The sequence below is a fragment of the Nocardioides sp. Z30_9 genome (genome assembly GCF_058215735.1).
Window position 1 is genome coordinate 2,037,879 of the sequence record NZ_JBZAJF010000001.1, and the last position, 19,306, is coordinate 2,057,184.

General features: G+C 69.9%; 16 protein-coding genes. 5 read left to right on the forward strand and 11 right to left on the reverse strand.

Annotated features, from left to right (window positions below; genetic code table 11):
• Positions 1-85 precede the first annotated feature (85 nt).
• Together AC4BGB_RS09920 and AC4BGB_RS09925 are read left to right on the forward strand one after the other, a co-directional pair.
• A complete protein-coding gene (locus AC4BGB_RS09920; protein WP_490546612.1) occupies positions 86-577 on the forward strand; it encodes a YajQ family cyclic di-GMP-binding protein in 492 nt (163 codons plus the stop codon).
• Entirely contained in the window at positions 574-3,357 is a 2,784-nt protein-coding gene (locus AC4BGB_RS09925) for a DEAD/DEAH box helicase (RefSeq protein ID WP_490546613.1), read from the forward strand. Before AC4BGB_RS09920 ends, AC4BGB_RS09925 begins: the two co-directional genes overlap by 4 nt.
• A gap of 105 nt (positions 3,358-3,462) precedes the next feature.
• On the opposite strand, the gene AC4BGB_RS09930 is transcribed toward AC4BGB_RS09925, so the two are convergent.
• From AC4BGB_RS09930 to AC4BGB_RS09950, 5 genes are read right to left on the reverse strand one after another with little or no spacing between them, the layout of a single operon-like run.
• Positions 3,463-4,275 (reverse strand): isocitrate lyase/PEP mutase family protein, encoded by an 813-nt coding sequence (locus AC4BGB_RS09930; protein ID WP_490546614.1) that lies wholly within the window; start codon positions 4,273-4,275, stop codon positions 3,463-3,465.
• Between the two features lie 56 nt (positions 4,276-4,331).
• Entirely contained in the window at positions 4,332-5,333 is a 1,002-nt protein-coding gene (locus tag AC4BGB_RS09935) for a sulfate/molybdate ABC transporter ATP-binding protein (protein WP_490546615.1), read from the reverse strand.
• Positions 5,333-6,139 (reverse strand): sulfate ABC transporter permease, encoded by an 807-nt coding sequence (locus AC4BGB_RS09940; RefSeq protein WP_490546616.1) that lies wholly within the window; start codon positions 6,137-6,139, stop codon positions 5,333-5,335. The genes AC4BGB_RS09935 and AC4BGB_RS09940 overlap by 1 nt, the downstream gene beginning before the upstream one ends.
• The gene (cysT, locus tag AC4BGB_RS09945) at positions 6,132-6,980 is read right to left on the reverse strand and encodes a sulfate ABC transporter permease subunit CysT (RefSeq protein ID WP_490546617.1); all 849 of its coding nucleotides are present in this window, start codon (positions 6,978-6,980) and stop codon (positions 6,132-6,134) included. The genes AC4BGB_RS09940 and cysT overlap by 8 nt, the downstream gene beginning before the upstream one ends.
• Positions 6,977-8,005 carry a sulfate ABC transporter substrate-binding protein gene (locus tag AC4BGB_RS09950; protein ID WP_490546618.1) on the reverse strand — a complete coding sequence of 343 codons (1,029 nt, stop codon included), beginning with the start codon at positions 8,003-8,005 and terminating at the stop codon, positions 6,977-6,979. The genes cysT and AC4BGB_RS09950 overlap by 4 nt, the downstream gene beginning before the upstream one ends.
• A gap of 331 nt (positions 8,006-8,336) precedes the next feature.
• On the opposite strand from AC4BGB_RS09950, the gene AC4BGB_RS09955 reads away from it, so the two are divergent.
• The 3 genes from AC4BGB_RS09955 to rarD are packed head-to-tail and all read left to right on the forward strand — an operon-like array spanning position 8,337 to position 12,306.
• Complete coding sequence (locus AC4BGB_RS09955) at positions 8,337-10,286, forward strand: 2-oxoacid:acceptor oxidoreductase subunit alpha (RefSeq protein WP_490546619.1); 1,950 nt, start codon at positions 8,337-8,339, stop codon at positions 10,284-10,286.
• Complete coding sequence (locus tag AC4BGB_RS09960) at positions 10,283-11,368, forward strand: 2-oxoacid:ferredoxin oxidoreductase subunit beta (RefSeq protein WP_490546620.1); 1,086 nt, start codon at positions 10,283-10,285, stop codon at positions 11,366-11,368. The genes AC4BGB_RS09955 and AC4BGB_RS09960 overlap by 4 nt, the downstream gene beginning before the upstream one ends.
• A 29-nt stretch (positions 11,369-11,397) precedes the next feature.
• A complete protein-coding gene (gene rarD, locus AC4BGB_RS09965; protein WP_490546621.1) occupies positions 11,398-12,306 on the forward strand; it encodes an EamA family transporter RarD in 909 nt (302 codons plus the stop codon).
• Positions 12,307-12,319: 13 nt separating this feature from the next.
• Here the strand turns inward: rarD and AC4BGB_RS09970 are convergent, their stop codons facing one another.
• The 6 genes from AC4BGB_RS09970 to nuoL all read right to left on the reverse strand — a co-directional run bounded on the left by AC4BGB_RS09970 (position 12,320) and on the right by nuoL (position 19,271).
• Positions 12,320-12,703 (reverse strand): DUF2752 domain-containing protein, encoded by a 384-nt coding sequence (locus AC4BGB_RS09970; RefSeq protein WP_490546622.1) that lies wholly within the window; start codon positions 12,701-12,703, stop codon positions 12,320-12,322.
• A gap of 60 nt (positions 12,704-12,763) precedes the next feature.
• Positions 12,764-13,129 (reverse strand): CD225/dispanin family protein, encoded by a 366-nt coding sequence (locus AC4BGB_RS09975; RefSeq protein WP_490546623.1) that lies wholly within the window; start codon positions 13,127-13,129, stop codon positions 12,764-12,766.
• 104 nt (positions 13,130-13,233) lie between these two features.
• A complete protein-coding gene (locus AC4BGB_RS09980) occupies positions 13,234-14,226 on the reverse strand; it encodes a polyprenyl synthetase family protein (RefSeq protein WP_490546624.1) in 993 nt (330 codons plus the stop codon).
• Between the two features lie 31 nt (positions 14,227-14,257).
• Positions 14,258-15,850 (reverse strand): NADH-quinone oxidoreductase subunit NuoN, encoded by a 1,593-nt coding sequence (gene nuoN / locus AC4BGB_RS09985; protein WP_490546625.1) that lies wholly within the window; start codon positions 15,848-15,850, stop codon positions 14,258-14,260.
• Positions 15,847-17,376, reverse strand: a complete 1,530-nt coding sequence (locus AC4BGB_RS09990) for an NADH-quinone oxidoreductase subunit M (RefSeq protein ID WP_490546626.1) — start codon at positions 17,374-17,376, stop codon at positions 15,847-15,849. Before AC4BGB_RS09990 ends, nuoN begins: the two co-directional genes overlap by 4 nt.
• Positions 17,373-19,271, reverse strand: a complete 1,899-nt coding sequence (nuoL, locus tag AC4BGB_RS09995) for an NADH-quinone oxidoreductase subunit L (RefSeq protein ID WP_490546807.1) — start codon at positions 19,269-19,271, stop codon at positions 17,373-17,375. Before nuoL ends, AC4BGB_RS09990 begins: the two co-directional genes overlap by 4 nt.
• Positions 19,272-19,306 lie beyond the last annotated feature (35 nt).

Consider the following 19,306-nt stretch of genomic DNA (forward strand, 5'->3'; position numbering starts at 1 on the left):
CCGACCCACTAGAGTGGGCCAGCAGCGCAGCCGAGGATAGCGCAGCAGTGACCCAGAACTTAAATCGCATGGAGGACCCCCCACGATGGCCGATTCGTCGTTCGACATCGTCAGCAAGATCGACCGCCAGGAAGTGGACAACGCCCTGTCCCAGGCCGCGCGTGAGATCTCGCAGCGCTTCGACTTCAAGGGCACCGGCGCCGAGATCAAGTGGTCCGGCACCGAGGCGATCGAGATCTCCGCGAACGCGGAGGACCGGGCCAGCGCCGTGCTCGAGGTCTTCAAGGAGAAGCTGATCAAGCGCAACCAGTCGCTGAAGATCCTCGACGCCAGTGAGCCGCGGGCGTCGGGCCGCGAGTCCAAGATCAGCATCGCGCTCAAGGAGGGGATCAGCACCGAGGACGCCAAGAAGGTCGGCAAGCTGATCCGCGACGAGGGCCCCAAGGGCGTCAAGGTGCAGGTGCAGGGCGACGAGCTCCGGGTGACCAGCAAGAAGCGGGACGACCTGCAGGCGGTGCAGCAGCTGGTGAAGTCGCAGGACTACGAGTTCGCAGTGCAGTTCACGAACTACCGTTGAGCACCCGCGAGGCGCTGGGACCGCTCCAGTCCTACGAGGACATGGTGTGTCCCCACGAGCTCCGCAAGCACCAGCGCGAGGCCCTCGACGCCTTCGAGGCGGCCCGCGCCGGCGGTTCCACCCGCTGGTGGGTGACGATGCCGCCCGGCGCCGGGAAGACGCTGGTCGGCACCGAGGTGGCTCGCCGGCTGGGTCGACGCACGGTGGTCTTCTCGCCGAACACCGCGATCCAGGGCCAGTGGGCCCGCGCCTGGGACGCGTACGACGGCCCGCGGGCGGGCCTGCGGCGCGAGCTGCGCACGTCGTTCACCTCGTTGACCTACCAGTCGCTTGCGGTCTTCGACGACGACGACGGAGCGGGTGACCGCTCCCAGGTGGAGCGGCTGCACCCCAACGGGCGCGCGCTGATCGAGACGCTGCGGGCGGCCGGTCCGCTCACCATCGTGCTCGACGAGTGCCACCACCTGCTCGAGGTCTGGGGACAGCTGCTCCGCGAGGTCCTCGACGAGCTGCCCGAGGCTGTCGTCCTCGGGCTCACCGCCACCCCGCCCGGGGCGATGACCCGTTCCCAGGCCGAGCTCACCGCGACCCTGTTCGGACCGGTCCTCTACGAGGCCCGGATCCCGGCGCTGGTCAAGGAGGGTGCGCTGGCGCCGTACGCCGAGCTGGCATGGCTGACCACGCCCACCGCCGAGGAGGCGACCTGGCTCAGTGAGCAGTCGACCAGGTTCCGGGAGCTCACCACCGACCTGTTCGCCCCCGGCTTCGGGTCCACCCCGCTGCCGCAGTGGCTCACGCAGCGGTTCGTGCGGCCCGTCGCCGACGGCACCACGACCTGGGCCGAGGTCACCGCCCGCGAGCCCGAGCTCGCGGATGCGGCGCTGCGGCTCGCTCACGCCGGGCTGCTCGAGCGGCCCGCGGACGCCATGGTGCACGAGCAACACCGGCGACCACCCTCCGCGGAGGACTGGCGCCGGCTGCTCGACGACTGGCTGGTGAACTGCATCGTGCCGGGCAGCGACGCCGAGGGCGACGCGGGCGCCGGTGACCGCGCCGTGCTCGAGGCCGTACGCCGCACGCTGCCCGCGATCGGCTACGTGTGGACCCGCACCGGCATCCGCACCGGACGCGGCACCGTCGACCGGGTCACGGCGCGGTCGGCCGCCAAGCAGGACGCCGTGCCCGTGATCGTGGCGGCCGAGCACGCCAGCCTCGGCGACCGCACCCGGGCGCTGGTGCTCTGCGACCACGAGCGCGCCACCCCGACCACGCGCCAGCGGATCTCCGACGAGCCGGACACCGCTCCCGACCCGGCCGGATCAGCCATCGGGGTGCTCTCCCGCCTCTTGGCCGACCCCGCCTGCGCCGGGCTCGCCCCGATGCTGGTCACGGGCCGGACCGTCGCGGGCGCCGAGGAGACCCTGGACCGGCTGATCACCTGGATCGACCGCACCCATCCCGGGATGGCCGCCAGCCTCGTCGTGGACGCCTCCGGCGAGGTCCCCACGCTGAGCGGGAGGTGGACCAGCGCGCAGTGGGTCGAGCACGTCACCGCGTTCTTCGCCGCCGGCGGCACCAGGGCGCTGGTCGGCACCCGCGGCCTGCTCGGCGAGGGCTGGGACGCGCCCGCGGTCACCAGCCTGATCGACCTGACCACGGCGACCACCCCCACCGCGGTGGTGCAGACCCGGGGCCGCGCCCTGCGCATCGACCCCGCCGACCCGGACAAGGTCGCCCTGATCTGGTCGGTGGTCTGCGTCCACGACGGCCACGTCGCCGGCGCCAACGACTGGGACCGCTACGCCCGCAAGCACCAGGGCTACTTCATGGTCGACGAGCTCGGCGCTGTCGTCGACGGCGTCGGCGGGGTGGACTCGACGTTCAGCAGCTACCGGCCCCCACCCACCTCGCAGTTCGAGGCGATCGACGCGCGGATGCTGGTGAGGGCGCAGGACCGCGACGCCGTGCGTGAGAGCTGGCGGGCCACCCCGGCGTACGCCGACAGGGTCGAGCACGTGGTGCGCCTGGTCGCGGACAGGCCCGCGGCCTCACCGGCTGCCTTGTCCACGGTGTCCGGCACGCAGGGACTGGTGCCCTGGACCGACCGGGTGCAGCTGCACCCGGGGCGCCGCCTGGCCCTGCTCCCGCTCGTCCCGGTGCTGCTCCTGCTCGCCGCCGTGCTCGCGCTCGGGGTCTCCCCTGCCGTGCTGGTGCTCGCGCTTCCCCTGGTCGCGTGGAGCGTGGCCCTGTGGGGCCGGGACGCGGTGCGCGTGGCCAGCGAGCACCGGGTCAGCCTCGGCCTGGTGGCGGCTGCCGTCGCGGACGGGCTCCGGAACGCCGGGCTCGCGCCGGTCGGCTCCGAGGCCCTGCACCGCTCGGTCTCCCCAGACGGGACCGAGTCGTACAGCCTGGTCAGCGCCGACGAGAGCGCCTCCGCCCGGTTCGCCGAGGCGCTGGAGGAGGTGGTCTCGCCGATGTCGGGGCCGCGCTACGTCGTACCCCGCTGGGTCACCTCGCCGCCTCGGGGCCTGGACGGCCTGCGGCGGGGGCTGCGGTCGCTGCGGGGCGACCGTCCCGACGGCGAGGTCTGGCACACGGTGCCCTCGGTGCTCGCGACGACCCGCCAGCGCGCGGACGCGTTCGCCGCTGCCTGGGGCCACTGGGTCCGCGGCGGCCCGGCCGTCTACGTGCACTCCCCCGAGGGAGCCGGGGCGCTCGCGGCGAGCCGCGGGCAGGACCCGTTCGGCGTCACCTGCGTGATCCGCCGCGTCTGGACCTGAGGTCCCGCGCCCCACGTACTGCATGTAACGCGGGGTTATGGACGCGAACGGGCCGGCAGGGCTCTTGATGAGCGTCCATAACCCCGATTTACATGCGCGGCGGCGCTAGTTCAGCGGACGCATGTTCCCGGGTACGCCGCCACCGCGGTGGATCTCCTCGACCAGCTCCTGGAGCGCGGTCAGCGCGACCCGCTGGGGCATCGGGCCGTAGGAGACGCGGGCGACGCCGAGCTGCTCGAGTCGCTCCAGCGACGGGAGGCCAGGCAACCCGATCAGGGTGAGCCGGCGGGGGCCGAACGCGTCGACCAGGGTGGTGATCTGCTCCTCGTCGAGCTTGCCGGGCACGAACACGACCGGAGCCCCGGCGTCGAGGTAGGCCTTGCCGCGCTCGACCGCCTCGGCCAGCACCTCGGCGGGGTCGCGGTCACCGGCCTTGAGGAACGCGTCGGTGCGGGCGTTGAGGACGAAGTCCGGGACGCCCTCGCTGATCGCCGCGTCCATGATCGCCTTCACGCCGGCGGCCGCCTCGCCGAGCGGGCGCATCTGGTCCTCGATGTTGGCGCCGACGATGCCCACGCCGATGGCCCGGCGGACGGTGTCGACAGCGTCGCCGTACCCGCCCTCGAGGTCGGCGGAGACCGGCAGGGTCGTCGCTTCCGCGATCCGGCCGACGGCCTCGATCATCAGCTCCACGGGGATCTTCTCGCCGTCCTCGTAGCCCAGCGAGGCCGCGATGGAGTGGCTGGCCGTGGCCAGCGCGGCGGTGCCGGGGGTGTCGGCGACCACCTTGGCGCTGATCACGTCCCACACGTTGACGACCGTGAGCAGGGTCGGATCCTCGTGCAGCCGGGACAGCTCCGCCGCCTTGCCCTCCAGGCTGTCTCCCGAGCTGTTCTGCGTGACGTGGTCAGGGCTCATGCGGTGTCTCCTCTAGAGGGGCGGTGAAGCTCCACCGAGCCTAGACCCGGACCCGCTCAGGCCAGGCCGGCTCCCAGCACCTGGTCCACCAGCGGGCCCTTGGCGGCCGTGGTGGTCGCGCCGCCCTCGGGCGCCAGCCAGACGGCCGAGCCGTGGTCGAGCTCCAGGGACCGGGCATGGGCGCGGGTCATCACCACGATGACGTCCTTGGCGCCCTCGACCTCCACGGTCACCCGGACCTCGAAGCCGATCCGCAGCACCCGCGTCACCTTGCCGGCGATGCCGCCGGCGAACGGCGAGACCTCGACCCGGATGTCGTGCGGCCGCAGGATGACGTCCCCGAGCTGGGTGACCTCGCCGAGGAAGCCCATCACGAAGTCGTTGGCGGGCTCGTCGTAGAGCTGGTCGGGCGTGCCGATCTGCTCGATGCGGCCCTCGTTGATCACCACGATCTCGTCGGCGACCTCGAGGGCCTCCTCCTGGTCGTGGGTCACGAAGACCGTGGTCACGTGCACCTCGTCGTGCAGCCGCCGCAGCCAGTCGCGCAGCTCCTTGCGGACCTTGGCGTCCAGGGCCCCGAACGGCTCGTCGAGGAGCAGCACCGTCGGCTCCACCGCCAGCGCACGCGCGAGCGCCATCCGCTGTCGCTGCCCGCCGGAGAGCTGCGAGGGGAGCCGGTGCGCGAACTGGGAGAGGTGCACCAGCTCGAGCAGCTCCTCGACCCGTCGCTTCACCTCGTCCTTGGGTCGCTTGCGGATCTCGAGCCCGAACGCGACGTTCTTGGCGACGGTCATGTGCTTGAACACCGCGTAGTGCTGGAAGACGAAGCCCACGTTGCGTTTCTGCGGTGGCAGCCGGGTGGCCTCGGTCCCCTCGATCTCGACCGTGCCCTCGTCGGCGGAGTCCAGGCCGGCGATGATCCGCAGCAGGGTGGACTTGCCGCCACCGGACGGCCCCAGCAGTGCGGTCAGCTGGCCGGTGGGGATGCTCACGGAGACGTTGTCGAGGGCGACGAAGTCCCCGAACCGCTTGCTGAGTCCCTTGACTTCGATGCTCATCAGTGTTGCTCCTTGGGGCGGAGGACGGCCACGACCACGATGCAGATCACCGAGACGGCCGCGAGCAGGAAGGCCACGGCGTACGCCGAGTCCTGCTGGAAGTTCTGGTACTGCTGCTCGACCACGAGGGTCGCGGTCTGGGTCTGCTGCACGACGTTGCCCGAGACCACCTTGACGGCCCCGAACTCACCCAGTGAACGCGCCAGGGCCAGCACCACGCCGTAGATGACGGCCCAGCGGATGCTGGGCAGGGTGATCCTGCGGAAGGTCTGGACGGCGTTGGCGCCCAGGCTGCGGGCAGCCTGCTCCTGCTCGTCACCGATCTCCTCCAGCACCGGGACGACCTCACGGATCACCAGTGGCAGCGCCACGAACACCGTGGCCATCACGATGCCCGGCGTGGAGAAGATGATCTGGATGCCGAGGTCCTGCAGCGGCCCACCCAGGGTCCCGTCCCGCTTGTAGACCAGCAACAGGGCCAGCCCGACGACGACCGGGGACACCGAGAGCGGCAGGTCGACCAGCGCCGAGAGCGCCCGCTTGCCGGGGAACTCGTAGCGCACGAGCAGGATCGAGATGGTGACGCCGAAGACCAGGTTGATCGCGACCGCCCAGAAGGCGACGATCCCGGTCAGCTGGAGGGCGTCGGTCACCACGGGGTCCGCGAACGCCTCCCTGAGGCTGGTGAGGCCGTCGGCGAAGGTGTTCCTGACCACCAGCGAGACCGGCCAGGCGACCAGCAGGAACAGGTAGGCGACGGCGACCAGGCGCAGCAGCCACTTGATCACCACGGGGGGCCTAACCACGACGGGCCACCCTCCGCTGGACGATGTCGAGCACGACGATCACCAGCAGGGCGATCACCAGCATCACCGTGGCCACCGCCGCGGCGGCGGCGGTGTTGCCGTTCTCGATGTAGCTGAGCACGCGCACCGAGACGACCTCGGTACGGAACGGCAGGTTCCCGCTGAGCAGCACCAGGGAGCCGTACTCGCTGATCCCGCGCGCGAAGGACAGCGCCGCGCCCGCGAAGATCGCGGGCACCAGCGCGGGCAGGATCACCCGGCGGAACGTGGTCAGCTGGCTGGCTCCCAGCGAGGCTGCGGCCTCCTCGACCTCGGCGGAGAGCTCCTCGAGAACCGGCTGCACCGTGCGCACGATGAACGGCAGCGTCACGAACGCGAGCGCCAGGTAGACGGCCTTGCGGGTGTTGGCCACGTCCACGCCCAGCGGGCTCTGCGGACCGTAGAGGGAGAGCAGCACCAGGCCGGCGACGATCGTGGGCAGGGCGAACGGGATGTCGATGACCACGTTGAGGATCGACTTGCCCCAGAACCGGTCCCGGACCAGCACCCACGCGATCAGGGTTCCCATCACCACGTTCACCAGGGTCACCAGGGTCGCCTGGACCACCGTCAGGGTGATCGCGGAGCGGGTCTGCTGGCTGGCGATGACGTCGACGAAGTTCTCCCACCCGCCGGAGACGGTGGTGCCGACGATGGCGGCGAGGGGGATCAGGACGAGCAGGCTCAGCCACATGACCGCGACCCCGAGACCGATGCCCGCCCCGGTGGTGAGCGACCCCGGACGGCCCGACCAGCGCTTGCGCGTGGTCGGGCCGTCAGGAGCGGTGAGGACAGTTGTCACTGCTTCCCGGTCTCAGCCTGGATCTTGGTCACGATGCCGTCCTTCTCGTCGAAGAACTTCGTGTTTGCCTCCGACCAGCCCCCGAAGTCCTTCTCGATGGTGAGCAGCTTCGCCGGGGCCGGGAACGGCTTGGCCGGGTCGTTGGCGCCCTCGACCTCGTAGTCGACGTCGTCGCCCGAGAGCGGCCGGAAGCCGGACTTGCCGAAGAGCGCCTGGGCCTCGTCGGTCAGCACGAACTCGAGCCACTTCTTGGCCTTGGGGTCGGCGTCCTTCAGCACGGCGCCGGGGTTCTCGATGAGCAGGGTCTCCTCGGGCACGACGTAGTCGAAGTCCTCGCCGTTCTGGCGGGCCAGGATGGCCTCGTTCTCGTAGGAGATGAGGACGTCGCCGTTGCCGGAGGTGAAGGCGGTGGTGGCGTCCCGGCCGCCGCCCGGCAGCGCGACGGTGTTGCCGAAGAACTTGGTCAGGTAGGCCTTCGCGTCGGCCTCGGTGCCGCCGTTGGCGATCACGCTGCCCCAGGCGGCGAGGATGTTCCAGCGCGCGGATCCCGAGGAGCCCGGGTTGGGGGTGATGATCCCGACACCCGGCTTGACGATGTCGGCCCAGCTCTTGATGTTCTTCGGGTTGCCCTTGCGGACGACCAGCACGACCGTGGACTGGGAGACGATTCCCTTGTTCTCGCCGGCATTCCAGTCCTTCGCGACGAGGCCGGCGTCCACGAGCCGGGTGACGTCGCCCTCGAGCGAGAAGTGCACGTAGTCGGCATCCAGCCCGTTCTCCACTGATCGGCTCTGGTCGCCGGAGGGGCCGTAGGAGGACTTCCAGGTGACGCCCTTGCCCTCGTCGGTCTTCGCCCAGGCGGCCTCGATGGTCTTGTTCGCGGCCTCGGGAACGGCGAAGCCGACCAGGCTCAGCTGGGTGCCGCCCTCACCGCCGCTGTCAGAGCCACCGCACGCGGCGGTGGCGAGCAGGGCCAGGGAGAGCGTGGCTGCGCTGAGCAGACGGAAGCGTGACGTGCGGGCCATGGGTGGACCTTTCGGGGGGAACGTCGAGGACTCGACTCGGTGCGGAGGAGCAATACTGCTGTAAGTTACTACATTTTAGTGAAGTGCCCGTCTATTGGGACGGCGCGCCGCAGCACGTGGTCCAGACCTGTGCAACCCCGTCTTGGCAGCAGAGACGGGCGTCGAGGGTGCGCGCGGGCCGATTACCGTTGCCCAGGCGGGCATCGCGCCGTACCGGCGGCCCCTGCGGATTAGAACCTGTTCTAGTTCTAGGCGTAGGATCTCCCCGTACCATAGGAACGCGGGGCACTTCTGTGCGCCGCGATTCGCCTCAGAAAGAAGGACACCCAAGGTGACCAAGCAGGTCAAGCAGCTCGACCGCGTGATCATCCGGTTTGCCGGGGACTCCGGCGACGGCATGCAGCTCACGGGGGACCGTTTCACCCAGGAGTCCGCTGCCTTCGGCAACGACCTCCAGACCCTGCCGAACTTCCCCGCCGAGATCCGTGCGCCCCAGGGCACGCTGCCTGGCGTGTCCTCGTTCCAGGTGCACTTCGCCGACCACGACATCCTCACCCCGGGCGACTCCCCCGACGTGCTGGTCGCGATGAACCCGGCGGCCCTGAAGGCCAACCTGCCCGACATGAAGCCGGGCACCTCGATCATCGTGGACAGCCACGACTTCAGCGGGCGCAACCTGATCAAGGCCGGGTACGCCGGCAACCCGCTCGAGGACGACTCCCTGAGCGACTACGCGCTCAACGTCGTGGACCTCACCGGCATGACGGTCGCCGCGGTCAAGGAGTTCGGCCTCTCCCGCAAGGACGCCGCCCGCGCGAAGAACATGTTCGCCCTCGGGCTGCTGTCGTGGATGTACGGCCGCCCGACCGAGACGACGACCGAGTTCCTCACCAAGCGGTTCGCCAAGGCCCCCGACATCCGCGACGCGAACATCACCGCGTTCAAGGCCGGCTGGAACTTCGGTGAGACCACCGAGGCGTTCGCGGTCCAGTACGAGATCAAGCCCGCGCCGATGTCGGCCGGGGTCTACCGCAACATCACCGGCAACCTGGCGCTCGCCTACGGCCTGGTGGCCGGATCGGTCCAGTCGGGGCTGCCGATCTTCCTGGGCACCTACCCGATCACCCCGGCCTCCGACGTGCTGCACGAGCTGAGCAAGCACAAGCGGTTCGGGATCACCACCTTCCAGGCCGAGGACGAGATCGCCGGCGTCGGCGCGGCGCTCGGCGCCTCGTTCGCCGGCCACCTCGGGGTCACCAGCACGTCCGGCCCCGGCATCGCGCTGAAGTCGGAGACCATCGGGCTCGCCGTGATGACCGAGCTGCCGCTGGTGATCATCGACGTCCAGCGCGGCGGCCCCTCCACCGGGCTTCCCACCAAGACCGAGCAGGCCGACCTGCTGCAGGCCATGTTCGGGCGCAACGGCGAGTCGCCGGTGCCGATCGTGGCCCCGCAGTCCCCCGGTGACTGCTTCACCGCGGCGGTGGAGGCGGTGCGGATCGCAGTCACCTACCGCACGCCGGTGATGCTGCTCTCCGACGGCATGCTGGCCAACGGCTCCGAGCCCTGGGCGATCCCGGAGATCGACGACCTGCCGGTGATCGACCCCGGCTTCGCGACCGGACCCAACCACGAGTCCACCGACAAGAACGGCGACCCGGTCGCCGACTTCTGGCCCTACCTGCGCGACGAGGAGACCCTCGCGCGCCCGTGGGCCATCCCGGGTACCGCTGGCCTCGAGCACCGCATCGGCGGGCTGGAGAAGGGCGACGGGCACGGCAACATCTCCTACGACCCGGGCAACCACGACTACATGGTCCGGATCCGGCAGGCCAAGACCAACCGGATCGCCGACTCGCTGCCCCCGCTGGAGGTCGACGACCCGTCGGGTCGGGCCAAGGTCCTCGTGATGGGCTGGGGTTCGACGTACGGCCCGATCGGCGCGGCCTGCCGCCGGGTCCGCAAGGCCGGCATGGACGTCGCCCAGGTCCACCTGCGCCACCTGAACCCGTTCCCCAACGACCTCGGCGAGATCCTCAAGCGGTACGACGCCGTGATGATCCCCGAGATGAACCTCGGCCAGCTCTCCTTGCTGATCCGGGCGAAGTACCTCGTCGACGTGGTCGGCTACAACCACGTACGCGGCCTGCCGCTCAAGGCCGCCGAGCTCGCCGAGGCGATCACCGACCTGATCGAGACCACCGACTCGTCCTCGTCGGTCGAGCCGTCGTCGTCGGTTGAGCCTGTCGAAACCACGACCTCCCAGGAGTCCGCGCGATGACCGCCACCCAGCCGCTGCCCTTCCCCGGCCTCAAGGGCGTTCCCACGACCGACCTCAAGCAGACCGGCAAGGACTTCACCTCCGACCAGGAGGTGCGCTGGTGCCCCGGCTGCGGCGACTACGCCGTGCTCAAGGCCGTGCAGTCCTTCCTGCCCGACCTCGGCCTGCTCCGCGAGAACATCGTGTTCGTCTCCGGCATCGGCTGCTCCTCGCGCTTCCCGTACTACCTCGAGACCTACGGGATGCACTCCATCCACGGGCGTGCCCCCGCGATCGCCACCGGCATCGCCACCGCGCGCGAGGACCTCTCGGTGTGGGTCGTCACCGGCGACGGCGACGCGCTCTCCATCGGCGGCAACCACCTGATCCACGCGATGCGCCGCAACGTGAACATGACGATCCTGCTGTTCAACAACCGCATCTACGGCCTCACCAAGGGGCAGTACTCCCCCACCTCCGAGCCCGGCAAGGTCACCAAGTCCACGCCGGCCGGATCGGTCGACCACCCGTTCAACCCGGTGTCGCTGGCGCTCGGCGCCGAGGGGACCTTCGTGGCGCGCACGATCGACTCCGACCGCAAGCACCTCACCTCGGTGCTCGCGGCCGCCGCCGCCCACCGCGGCACCTCGCTCGTGGAGATCTACCAGAACTGCCCGATCTTCAACGACGGCGCCTTCGACGCGATCAAGAACCCCGACACCAAGGCCGACGCGATCATCCCGCTCGTCCAGGGTGAGCCGATCCGGTTCGGTCTTCAGGACGAGCACGGCAACCCCAGCAAGGGGATCGCCCGGTCCGCGACCGGTGGTGTCGAGGTGGTCGACCTGGCCACGACCGACGAGGCCGACCTGCTCGTCCACGACGCCCACGCCGACGACCCGACGACCGCGTTCGCGCTGTCGCGGCTGACCGACGCGGGCGTGCTGCACCAGTCCCCGATCGGCATCTTCCGCCAGGTCGAGCGGCCGACGTACGACGACCAGGCGCGGCAGCAGATCGCCACCGCCTCGTCCGCTCAGGACGACCCGCGGCAGGCGCTGGGCCGGCTGATCAGCGGCAGCGACACCTGGACCGTGGTCTGACCCCGTTCCCGGGCCGTTAGGCTCCGGAGGTGACAGAGCAACGTCGTGGCTTCCTGCTCGGCGCTGCGGCGTACACGATGTGGGGCGTCTTCCCGCTCTACTGGGGGCTGCTCGAGCCCGCGGGCCCCGTGGAGATCCTCGCGCACCGGATCGTGTGGTCGCTGCTGGTGCTGCTCGGGCTCACGTTCGCCCTGCGGCGTACCTCCCAGCTGCGGGCCATCGCGCGCAGCCCGCGGCTGGTCGCGATGCTGAGCGTCGCCGCGGTCGTGATCGCGATCAACTGGGGTGGCTTCATCTACGGCGTGAACCAGGACAGGGTCGTCGAGGTCTCCCTGGGCTACTTCATCAACCCGCTGGTCACCGTCCTGCTCGGCGTCCTCGTCCTCAAGGAGCGCCTGCGCCCGCCGCAGTGGGTGGCGATCGGGATAGCCACGCTGGCGGTCGTCGTGCTGACCGTCGACTACGGCCACCCGCCGTGGATCGCGTTCATGCTGGCGTGCTCGTTCGGGACCTACGGGCTGGTCAAGAAGAAGGCCAACCTCGAGGCGGTGGAGAGCCTCACCTTCGAGACGTTGGTGCTCACCCCGGTCGCGCTGGGCTACCTGGTCTGGCTGTGGTCCCAGGGGTCCGCCAACTTCGGCGCCCACGGCCTCTCCCACGAGCTCCTGATGGTCTCCACCGGCCTGGTCACCGCGGTGCCGCTGATCTGCTTCGGCGCCGCCGCGATCCGGGTCTCGATGACCACGATCGGCCTGCTGCAGTACCTCGCCCCGACCATCCAGTTCGCCCTCGGCCTGCTGGTCTTCCACGAGGTGATGAGCCCGGTGAAGTGGATCGGCTTCTCCCTGGTCTGGGTCGCCCTGGCCATCTTCACCGTCGAGGCGATCCGCAACCGGTCCATCCAGCTCCGCCTCGCCGCGGAGGCAGCCGCCCTCTGACCCGGTCACGCCCTCAGGCCGGGGAGAGCCAGGTCCAGCCGGGAAGATTGCGCAGTACGCCGAAGGCGAGCACCAGGGCGAGGAGGGTCCAGATCGTCCAGGGCGGCAGGGAGGTGGACCGAGGGGCGGGAAGGCCGGCGACTCGGAGCACCCAGGTGAGGAACGCGAGCGCGAGGTAGGGCACCGCCAGCACCGCGAGGGGGTTGCGGGCCAGTGCGCCCACCAGGTCGCCGTGCAGCAGGTCGTGGGTGGCGCGCAGGGCACCGCAGCCGGGGCAGTACAGGCCGGTGGCGGCCAGGAACGGACAGGTCGGGTAGTGGCCGGGCTCGTTGGGGTCCACCACGAACAGCGTCACGCCGGCAGCGAGGCCACCGAGGGTCACCGCCGCGATCGCCAACGCCCCGCCCCGCCGGCTGCTGCCGACAGGTGCGGGGCGTTGCGCGAGAGCCACGTCGGGCTACGGCGCGGTGGTGGTGTCCATCGACACTGCGCCGACAGCGATCAGCACGATGTAGAGCAGCACGAAGATCGCGCCGATGACCGTGGCCCACAGGGCGAAGGTCTTGGCCTTCTTCGAGGCGGCCTGGGCTCCGGCGACGTCACCGGCGGTGAACTTGCTGTTCACCTGGGCCGAGAACACGATCGCGGCGATACCGAGCGGCAGGCAGCAGAACAGCGTGCTCAGGATCGACCAGACCAGGTAGTTCGGGGGCGGGGTGCCCCCGTAGCCACCGCCGTAGCCGGGCGGCGGGGGCGGCGGGGCCGCCGACCCGTAGTCGCCGTATCCGCCGCCGGGCGGTGGTGTGTTCGCAGACATCGACATCAGTACTTTCTCTCGGACACGCTGCTGGATTCACGTGATCGGGAAACGCACCCTATCCACATCCACCGGTCGCAGCGGACATTTCACCCCGGACACACGGCGGGTCAGCTGGTGCGGAGCGCGACCGCGTCCGCGAAGCCCTCGAGAGCTGTCCGGATGGCACCCTCGGGCAGGACCTTGAGCAGGTCCTTGGCCTGCGCGGCCAGCTCGACGACGTAGGCCTGGGCCTCACGCATGGCCGGGTGGGCGCGCAGCAGCGCCAGCGCCTCCGCGTGCAGCGTGTCGTCGGAGAGGTCGGCGTCGAGCAGCTCCAGCAGCCGGGCGTCGGTCGGGTCCTGCGAGCGCTTGGCGATCAGCACCGGCAGGGTGGGCACGCCTTCACGCAGGTCGGTGCCGGGGGTCTTGCCGGAGTCCTCGGAGTCCGATCCGACGTCGAGGATGTCGTCGGAGAGCTGGAAGGCGACGCCGACCTTCTCGCCGTACGCCGTGAGCGCCTCCTCGACCTCCAACGGGGCCCCGGAGAACCGGGCGCCGTAGCGGGCGGAGGTCGCGATCAGGGAACCGGTCTTGCCGGCCACCACCCGCAGGTAGTGCTCCAGCGGGTCCTGCTCGGCCGTGGGGCCGAGGGTCTCCAGGATCTGTCCCTCGACCAGGCGGCCGAAGGTCTGGGCCTGGACCCGGACCGCCTCCGCCCCGAGGTCAGCGGTCAGCTCGGAGGCCCGCGCGAACAGGAAGTCGCCGGTGAGGATCGCGACGTGGTTGTCCCAGCGGGCGTTGGCCGAGGCCGCCCCCCGGCGCAGGTCGGCCTCGTCCATCACGTCGTCGTGGTAGAGCGAGGCGAGGTGGGTCAGCTCGACGACGCACGCGGCAGTCAGCACACCGTCGGCGTCCGGGTCGCCGGTCTCGGCGGCCAGCAGCACGAGCAGGGGACGGAACCGCTTGCCCCCGGCGCTCATCAGGTGCCGGGCGGCCTCGGTGACGAACGGCGCCTCGCTCCTGACATGGCCGACGAGGGCTTCCTCCACCTCCTCCATCCGCGCCCGCAGCCGTGCCTCGAGTGCCGGATCGACGATGGGGAGGGCCAGGGACGTGCTCACTGGGAGCCCCGGTGGGATCGTGCGGTGATGCTCACCGGATGAATACTCCCACGCGCCCGAGCATGTCGAGCAGGGCACCCGGGACGAGCCCGAGGAGCAAGGTCATCGCGACACCGACGGCGATCACGGTCCCGGTGAGCACGCTCGGGGTGGTGACGCTGGGCCCCTCCCCGACCGGCTCGGCGAAGAACATCATCACGATGACCTTCACGTAGAAGTACGCCGCCACGGCGGACGCGATCACCGCCACGATCACCACGGGCCAGGCGCCCGCCGCCACTGCCGCGGCGAACACGGCCCACTTGCCGGTGAACCCGCTGGTCAGCGGGATGCCCGCCATCGCGAGCAGCAGGAAGGCGAACAGGCCCGCCACGAGGGGCGACTCCTTGCCCAGTCCCTGCCAGCGGGCGAGACCGGTGGCCTCCCCGCCACCGTCGCGGACGACGGTGACCAGCGCGAACGCGGCCAGCGTGGTGAAGGCGTAGGTGGTCAGGTAGAACAGCACCGCCGAGACGCCGGTCAGGCTGCCCGGCTCGACCACGTCGAGGGAGCGGATGCCCAGGAAGCCGGTGAGGATGAACCCGGCGTGCGCGATCGAGGAGTAGGCCAGCAGTCGCTTGATGTCGGTCTGCGTGAGCGCCAGCACCGAGCCGACGACCATCGTCAGGATCGCGATCACCCACACCATCGGGAGCCAGTCCACCCGGTTGGCACCGAAGGCGACGTAGAACAGCCGCAGCAGGGCACCGAAGGCAGCCACCTTGGTCGCGGCCGCCATGAACGCGGTCACGGCGGTGGGGGCGCCCTGGTAGACGTCCGGGGTCCAGGCGTGGAACGGGACCGCGCCGACCTTGAACAGCAGGCCCACGGCCATCAGCGCGATGCCACCGAGGAGCAGTCCGGCGCTGCCGGTGTCGCCGGAGACGGCCTCGGTGATCTCCGCGAAGCCCATCGACCCGGCGTACCCGTAGACCAGGGCGATGCCGTAGACGAAGAAGCCCGAGCTGAACGCACCGAGCAGGAAGTACTTCATCGCCGCTTCCTGGCTCAGCAGGCGACGACGACGCGCCAGCCCGCACAGCAGGTACAGCGGCAGGGAGAGGACCTCGAGCGCCACGAACATCGTGAGCAGGTCGTTGGCCGCAGGGAACATCAGCATGCCGGCGACCGAGAACATCAGCAGCGGGAAGACCTCGGTGTGCTCGAGACCCTTGGTCGACGCCTCGCGCTCGGCATCGGTGCCCGGCAGCGCAGCAGCCTGTCCGGCGAAGGCGGTGACGCCGCCCTCGAGCCGCCGCTCCGCGAACAGCAGCACGCTGAGCAGGGCCAGCACCAGGACGAGCAACCAGCAGAACAGCGCCGGGCCGTCAGCGGCCAGGGCCCCCATCGCGACGACCTTGCCGCTCTTGGGGGTGTCCGCGCCGGGGTCGAGCCGGGCGAACACGATCACGGTGGTGGTGATCGCGGCGACCAGCCCGACCAAGGCGACGAGGACCTGCAGCAGGTACCGGCGGCCGCGCGGGACGAAGGCCTCGATGAGTACGCCGATCACGGCGATCCCGAAGACGATCAGGATCGGCGAGACGGTGAGGTACTCGATTTTCGGAGCTTCGAAGCCGTTCACTTCGCCGCCTCCCCTTCACTCACCCGCGGCTGCGGGTCCTGCAGGCCGACCTCGGACATGGTGTGCTCGACGGCCGGGTTGATCACGTCGAGCAGCGGCTTGGGGAAGAACCCGAGCACGATGATCAGCAGCACCAGCGGCGCCAGCGAGGACACCTCGCGCACGTTGAGGTCCGTCATCCCCGCGATGCCCTCACGGACGGGGCCGGTCATCGTGCGCTGGTAGGTCCACAGGATGTAGATCGCGGCCAGCACGATCGCGGGCACGGCGAACGCCGCCACCCACGGGGAGTAGACGAACGCGCCCACGAGCACCAGCAGCTCCGAGACGAACGGCGACATGCCCGGCAGGGACAGGGACGAGAGCCCCGCCACCAGGAACAGGCCCGCGAGCACCGGGGCGACCTTCTCGACCCCGCCGTAGTCGCTGATCAGCGCGGAGCCGCGCCTGGAGATCATGAAGCCGGCGACCAGGAACAGCGCCGCGGTCGAGAGACCGTGGTTGAACATGTAGAGGTTGGCGCCGGCGAGGCCCTGGCTGTTCATCACGAAGATGCCCAGCACGATGAAGCCGAAGTGCGAGACCGACGTGAACGCGATCAGCCGCATGATGTTGTCCGAGCCGATGGCCATGAACGCGCCGTACAGGATGCTGATGATCGCCAGCACCACGACCACCGGGGTGGCCCAGCGCGACGCCTCGGGGAACAGCTCGAGGCAGAACCGGATCATCCCGAAGGTGCCGATCTTGTCCAGCACGCTGACCAGCAGCACCGAGGTGCCGGGGGTGGCGTTCTCGGCCGTGTCGGGCAGCCAGGTGTGCACCGGGAACATCGGGGCCTTGATCGCGAACGCGATGAAGAAGCCGACGAACATCCAGCGCCCGACCGAGGTGCCGAAGTCGATGTCGGCCAGGTCCGAGATGAGGTACGACGGACCGCCTGCCGTCTTCGAGGACTCGACGTAGAGGCCGATCACCGCGGGCAGCATGATCAGCCCGCCGGCCAGCGAGAACAGCAGGAACTTCACCGCTGCGCGGACCCGGTTGGCACCGCCGTACCCGGCGATCAGGAAGTAGACCGGGATCAGCGTGGCCTCGAACAACACGTAGAACAAGAACACGTCGGTGGCCGCGAAGACGCCGATGGAGAGGCCCTCGAGGGCGAGCACCCAGGCGAAGAAGCCCTTGGCGCCCCAGCGACCCTGGTCGGCGTCGTGCCACGAGGCCAGCATCACGATCGGGGTGAGGATCACCGTGAGCAGCACCAGGATCAAGCCCAGGCCGTCGAGCCCCAGCGCGTAGTGGGCGCCGAAGAGCCCGATCCAGGTGACCTGCTCGGTGTACTGGAAGCCGTCACCGGCGTCGTACCCCAGGGCCAGGGCGATGCCCAGCGCGAGGGTGAGCACGGAGAACCCGATCGCGACCTGCTTGATCGCAGCCGATCCCGGGCGTGCGGGCATGAACAGCAGCACCAGCGACCCGATGATGGGCAGCAGGAGGAGGAAAGTCAGCCAGGGGTAGTTCATGCGAGGTTCACCACCACGAGCGCGAGAAGGACCAGGACGGCGCCGGCGAGCAGCGACAGCGCGTAGGAGCGGACGAAGCCGTTCTGTCCGAGCCGCATCAGGGTGGAGAGCCCACCGAGGGCGCGCGCGGTGCCCTCGACCCCTCCGTCGACGGTGTTCCGGTCGAAGGTGGCCAGCCCCTGGGTGAAGCTCTTGCCCGGGTTGACGACCACGAGGTCGTTGAACGCGTCGCCGTAGAGGTCGTTGCGTCCGGCCCGGGTGAGCACGGAGACCTTCTCGGGAGCCTCGCGGGGCACGTCACGCTTGCCCACCAGGAACCAGGCCAGGGCGACACCTGCGGCGACGACCGCCACGATGAGGATGGTGATGACGATCGCGGGCAGCGGGGGCTCCTCGTGGGGGGTCGCACCGGTGACCGGTGCGAGGAACTTCAGGATCCAGTCGTTCAGCAGCAGGAACCCGCCCAGCACCGACAGCGCGGCGAGGACGATCAGCGGCACGGTCATCACCTTGGGCGACTCGTGCGGGTGCACCTCGGGCTCCCAGCGCTTGTCGGTGAAGAAGGTCATCAGCATCAGCCGGGTCATGTAGAAGCCGGTGACACCAGCGCCGAGCAGCGCGCAGATACCGAGCACCGGGTTCTGGGCCAGGGCCGTCTCGATGATCTTGTCCTTGGACCAGAAGCCGGAGAAGCCGGGAAACCCGATGATCGCGAGGTAGCCCATCGCGAACGTGGCGAACGTGACCGGCATCGCCTTGCGCAGTGCGCCGTAGTGCCGCATGTCCACGTCGTCGTTGGTCCCGTGCATCACCGAACCGGCACCCAGGAACATGTTCGCCTTGAAGAAGCCGTGGGTGATCAGGTGGAAGATCGCGAACGCGTAGCCGGCGACGCCGAGCCCGGAGGCCAGCACCATGTAGCCGATCTGGCTCATCGTGGAGCCGGCGAGCACCTTCTTGATGTCGTCCTTCGCGCAACCGATCCAGGCGCCCATCAGCAGCGTGATCGTGCCGATGATCGCCACGGCGAGCCGGGCGTCGGGGGTGTACTCGAAGATGAACTGCGAGCGCACGATCAGGTAGACGCCGGCGGTGACCATGGTGGCCGCGTGGATCAGGGCCGAGACCGGGGTCGGGCCCTCCATCGCGTCCAGCAGCCAGCTCTGCAGCGGGAACTGCGCGGACTTGCCGCAGGCGGCAAGCAGGAGCAGCAGGCCGATCGCGGTCATCACGCCCTGCGTGGCGCCCTCGGTGAGCCCGCTGACCTTCTCGAAGGAGGTGGTGCCGAAGGTGACCAGGATCAGGCCGATGCCGAGCGAGAGCCCGATGTCGCCGATCCGGTTGATCACGAACGCCTTCTTGGCGGCGGCTGCGGCGGTGGGCTTGTGCTGCCAGAAGCCGATCAGCAGGTACGACGCCAGGCCGACGCCCTCCCAGCCGAGGAACAGCCCGACGTAGTCGGAGGAGAGCACCAGCACCAGCATCGCGGCGACGAAGAGGTTCAGGTAGGCGAAGAAGCGGCGACGACGCGGGTCGTGCTCCATGTAGCCGATCGAGTAGACGTGGATCAGCGCCCCCACCCCGGTGATCAGCAGCAGGAACAGCGCCGACAGCGGGTCGTAGAGCAGCCCGAGCTCGACCGTCCAGTTGCCGGTCTCGAACCAGGTCCACAGGTTCAGGCTGATCTGCCGCTCGGCGGCGTCACGGCCCAGGATGCCGAAGAACAGCACCAGCGAGCACACGAACGAGCCGATGACGGTGGCCGTGCCGAGCAGGTGCCCGAAGCGGTCGGTACGACGACCGCCCAGGAGCAGCACGGCAGCGCCGATCGCCGGCAGGGCGATGACGAGCACCAGCGGAAGTCCCAGCGACCCCGCCGAACCGGGATCCACCACGGGGACGTGTCCCTCGTGGCCCCCTTCGGCGAGGA

Excerpts from the sequence above, each read along its gene's own strand:
- AC4BGB_RS09920 (WP_490546612.1), top strand. The coding sequence starts at position 86 with ATGGCCGATTCGTCGTTCGACATCGTCAGCAAGATCGACCGCCAGGAA.
- AC4BGB_RS09930 (WP_490546614.1), bottom strand. The coding sequence starts at position 4,275 with ATGAGCCCTGACCACGTCACGCAGAACAGCTCGGGAGACAGCCTGGAG.
- AC4BGB_RS09935 (WP_490546615.1), bottom strand. The coding sequence starts at position 5,333 with ATGAGCATCGAAGTCAAGGGACTCAGCAAGCGGTTCGGGGACTTCGTC.
- AC4BGB_RS09950 (WP_490546618.1), bottom strand. The coding sequence starts at position 8,005 with ATGGCCCGCACGTCACGCTTCCGTCTGCTCAGCGCAGCCACGCTCTCC.
- AC4BGB_RS09960 (WP_490546620.1), top strand. The coding sequence starts at position 10,283 with ATGACCGCCACCCAGCCGCTGCCCTTCCCCGGCCTCAAGGGCGTTCCC.
- AC4BGB_RS09975 (WP_490546623.1), bottom strand. The coding sequence starts at position 13,129 with ATGTCGATGTCTGCGAACACACCACCGCCCGGCGGCGGATACGGCGAC.
- AC4BGB_RS09990 (WP_490546626.1), bottom strand. The coding sequence starts at position 17,376 with ATGAACTACCCCTGGCTGACTTTCCTCCTCCTGCTGCCCATCATCGGG.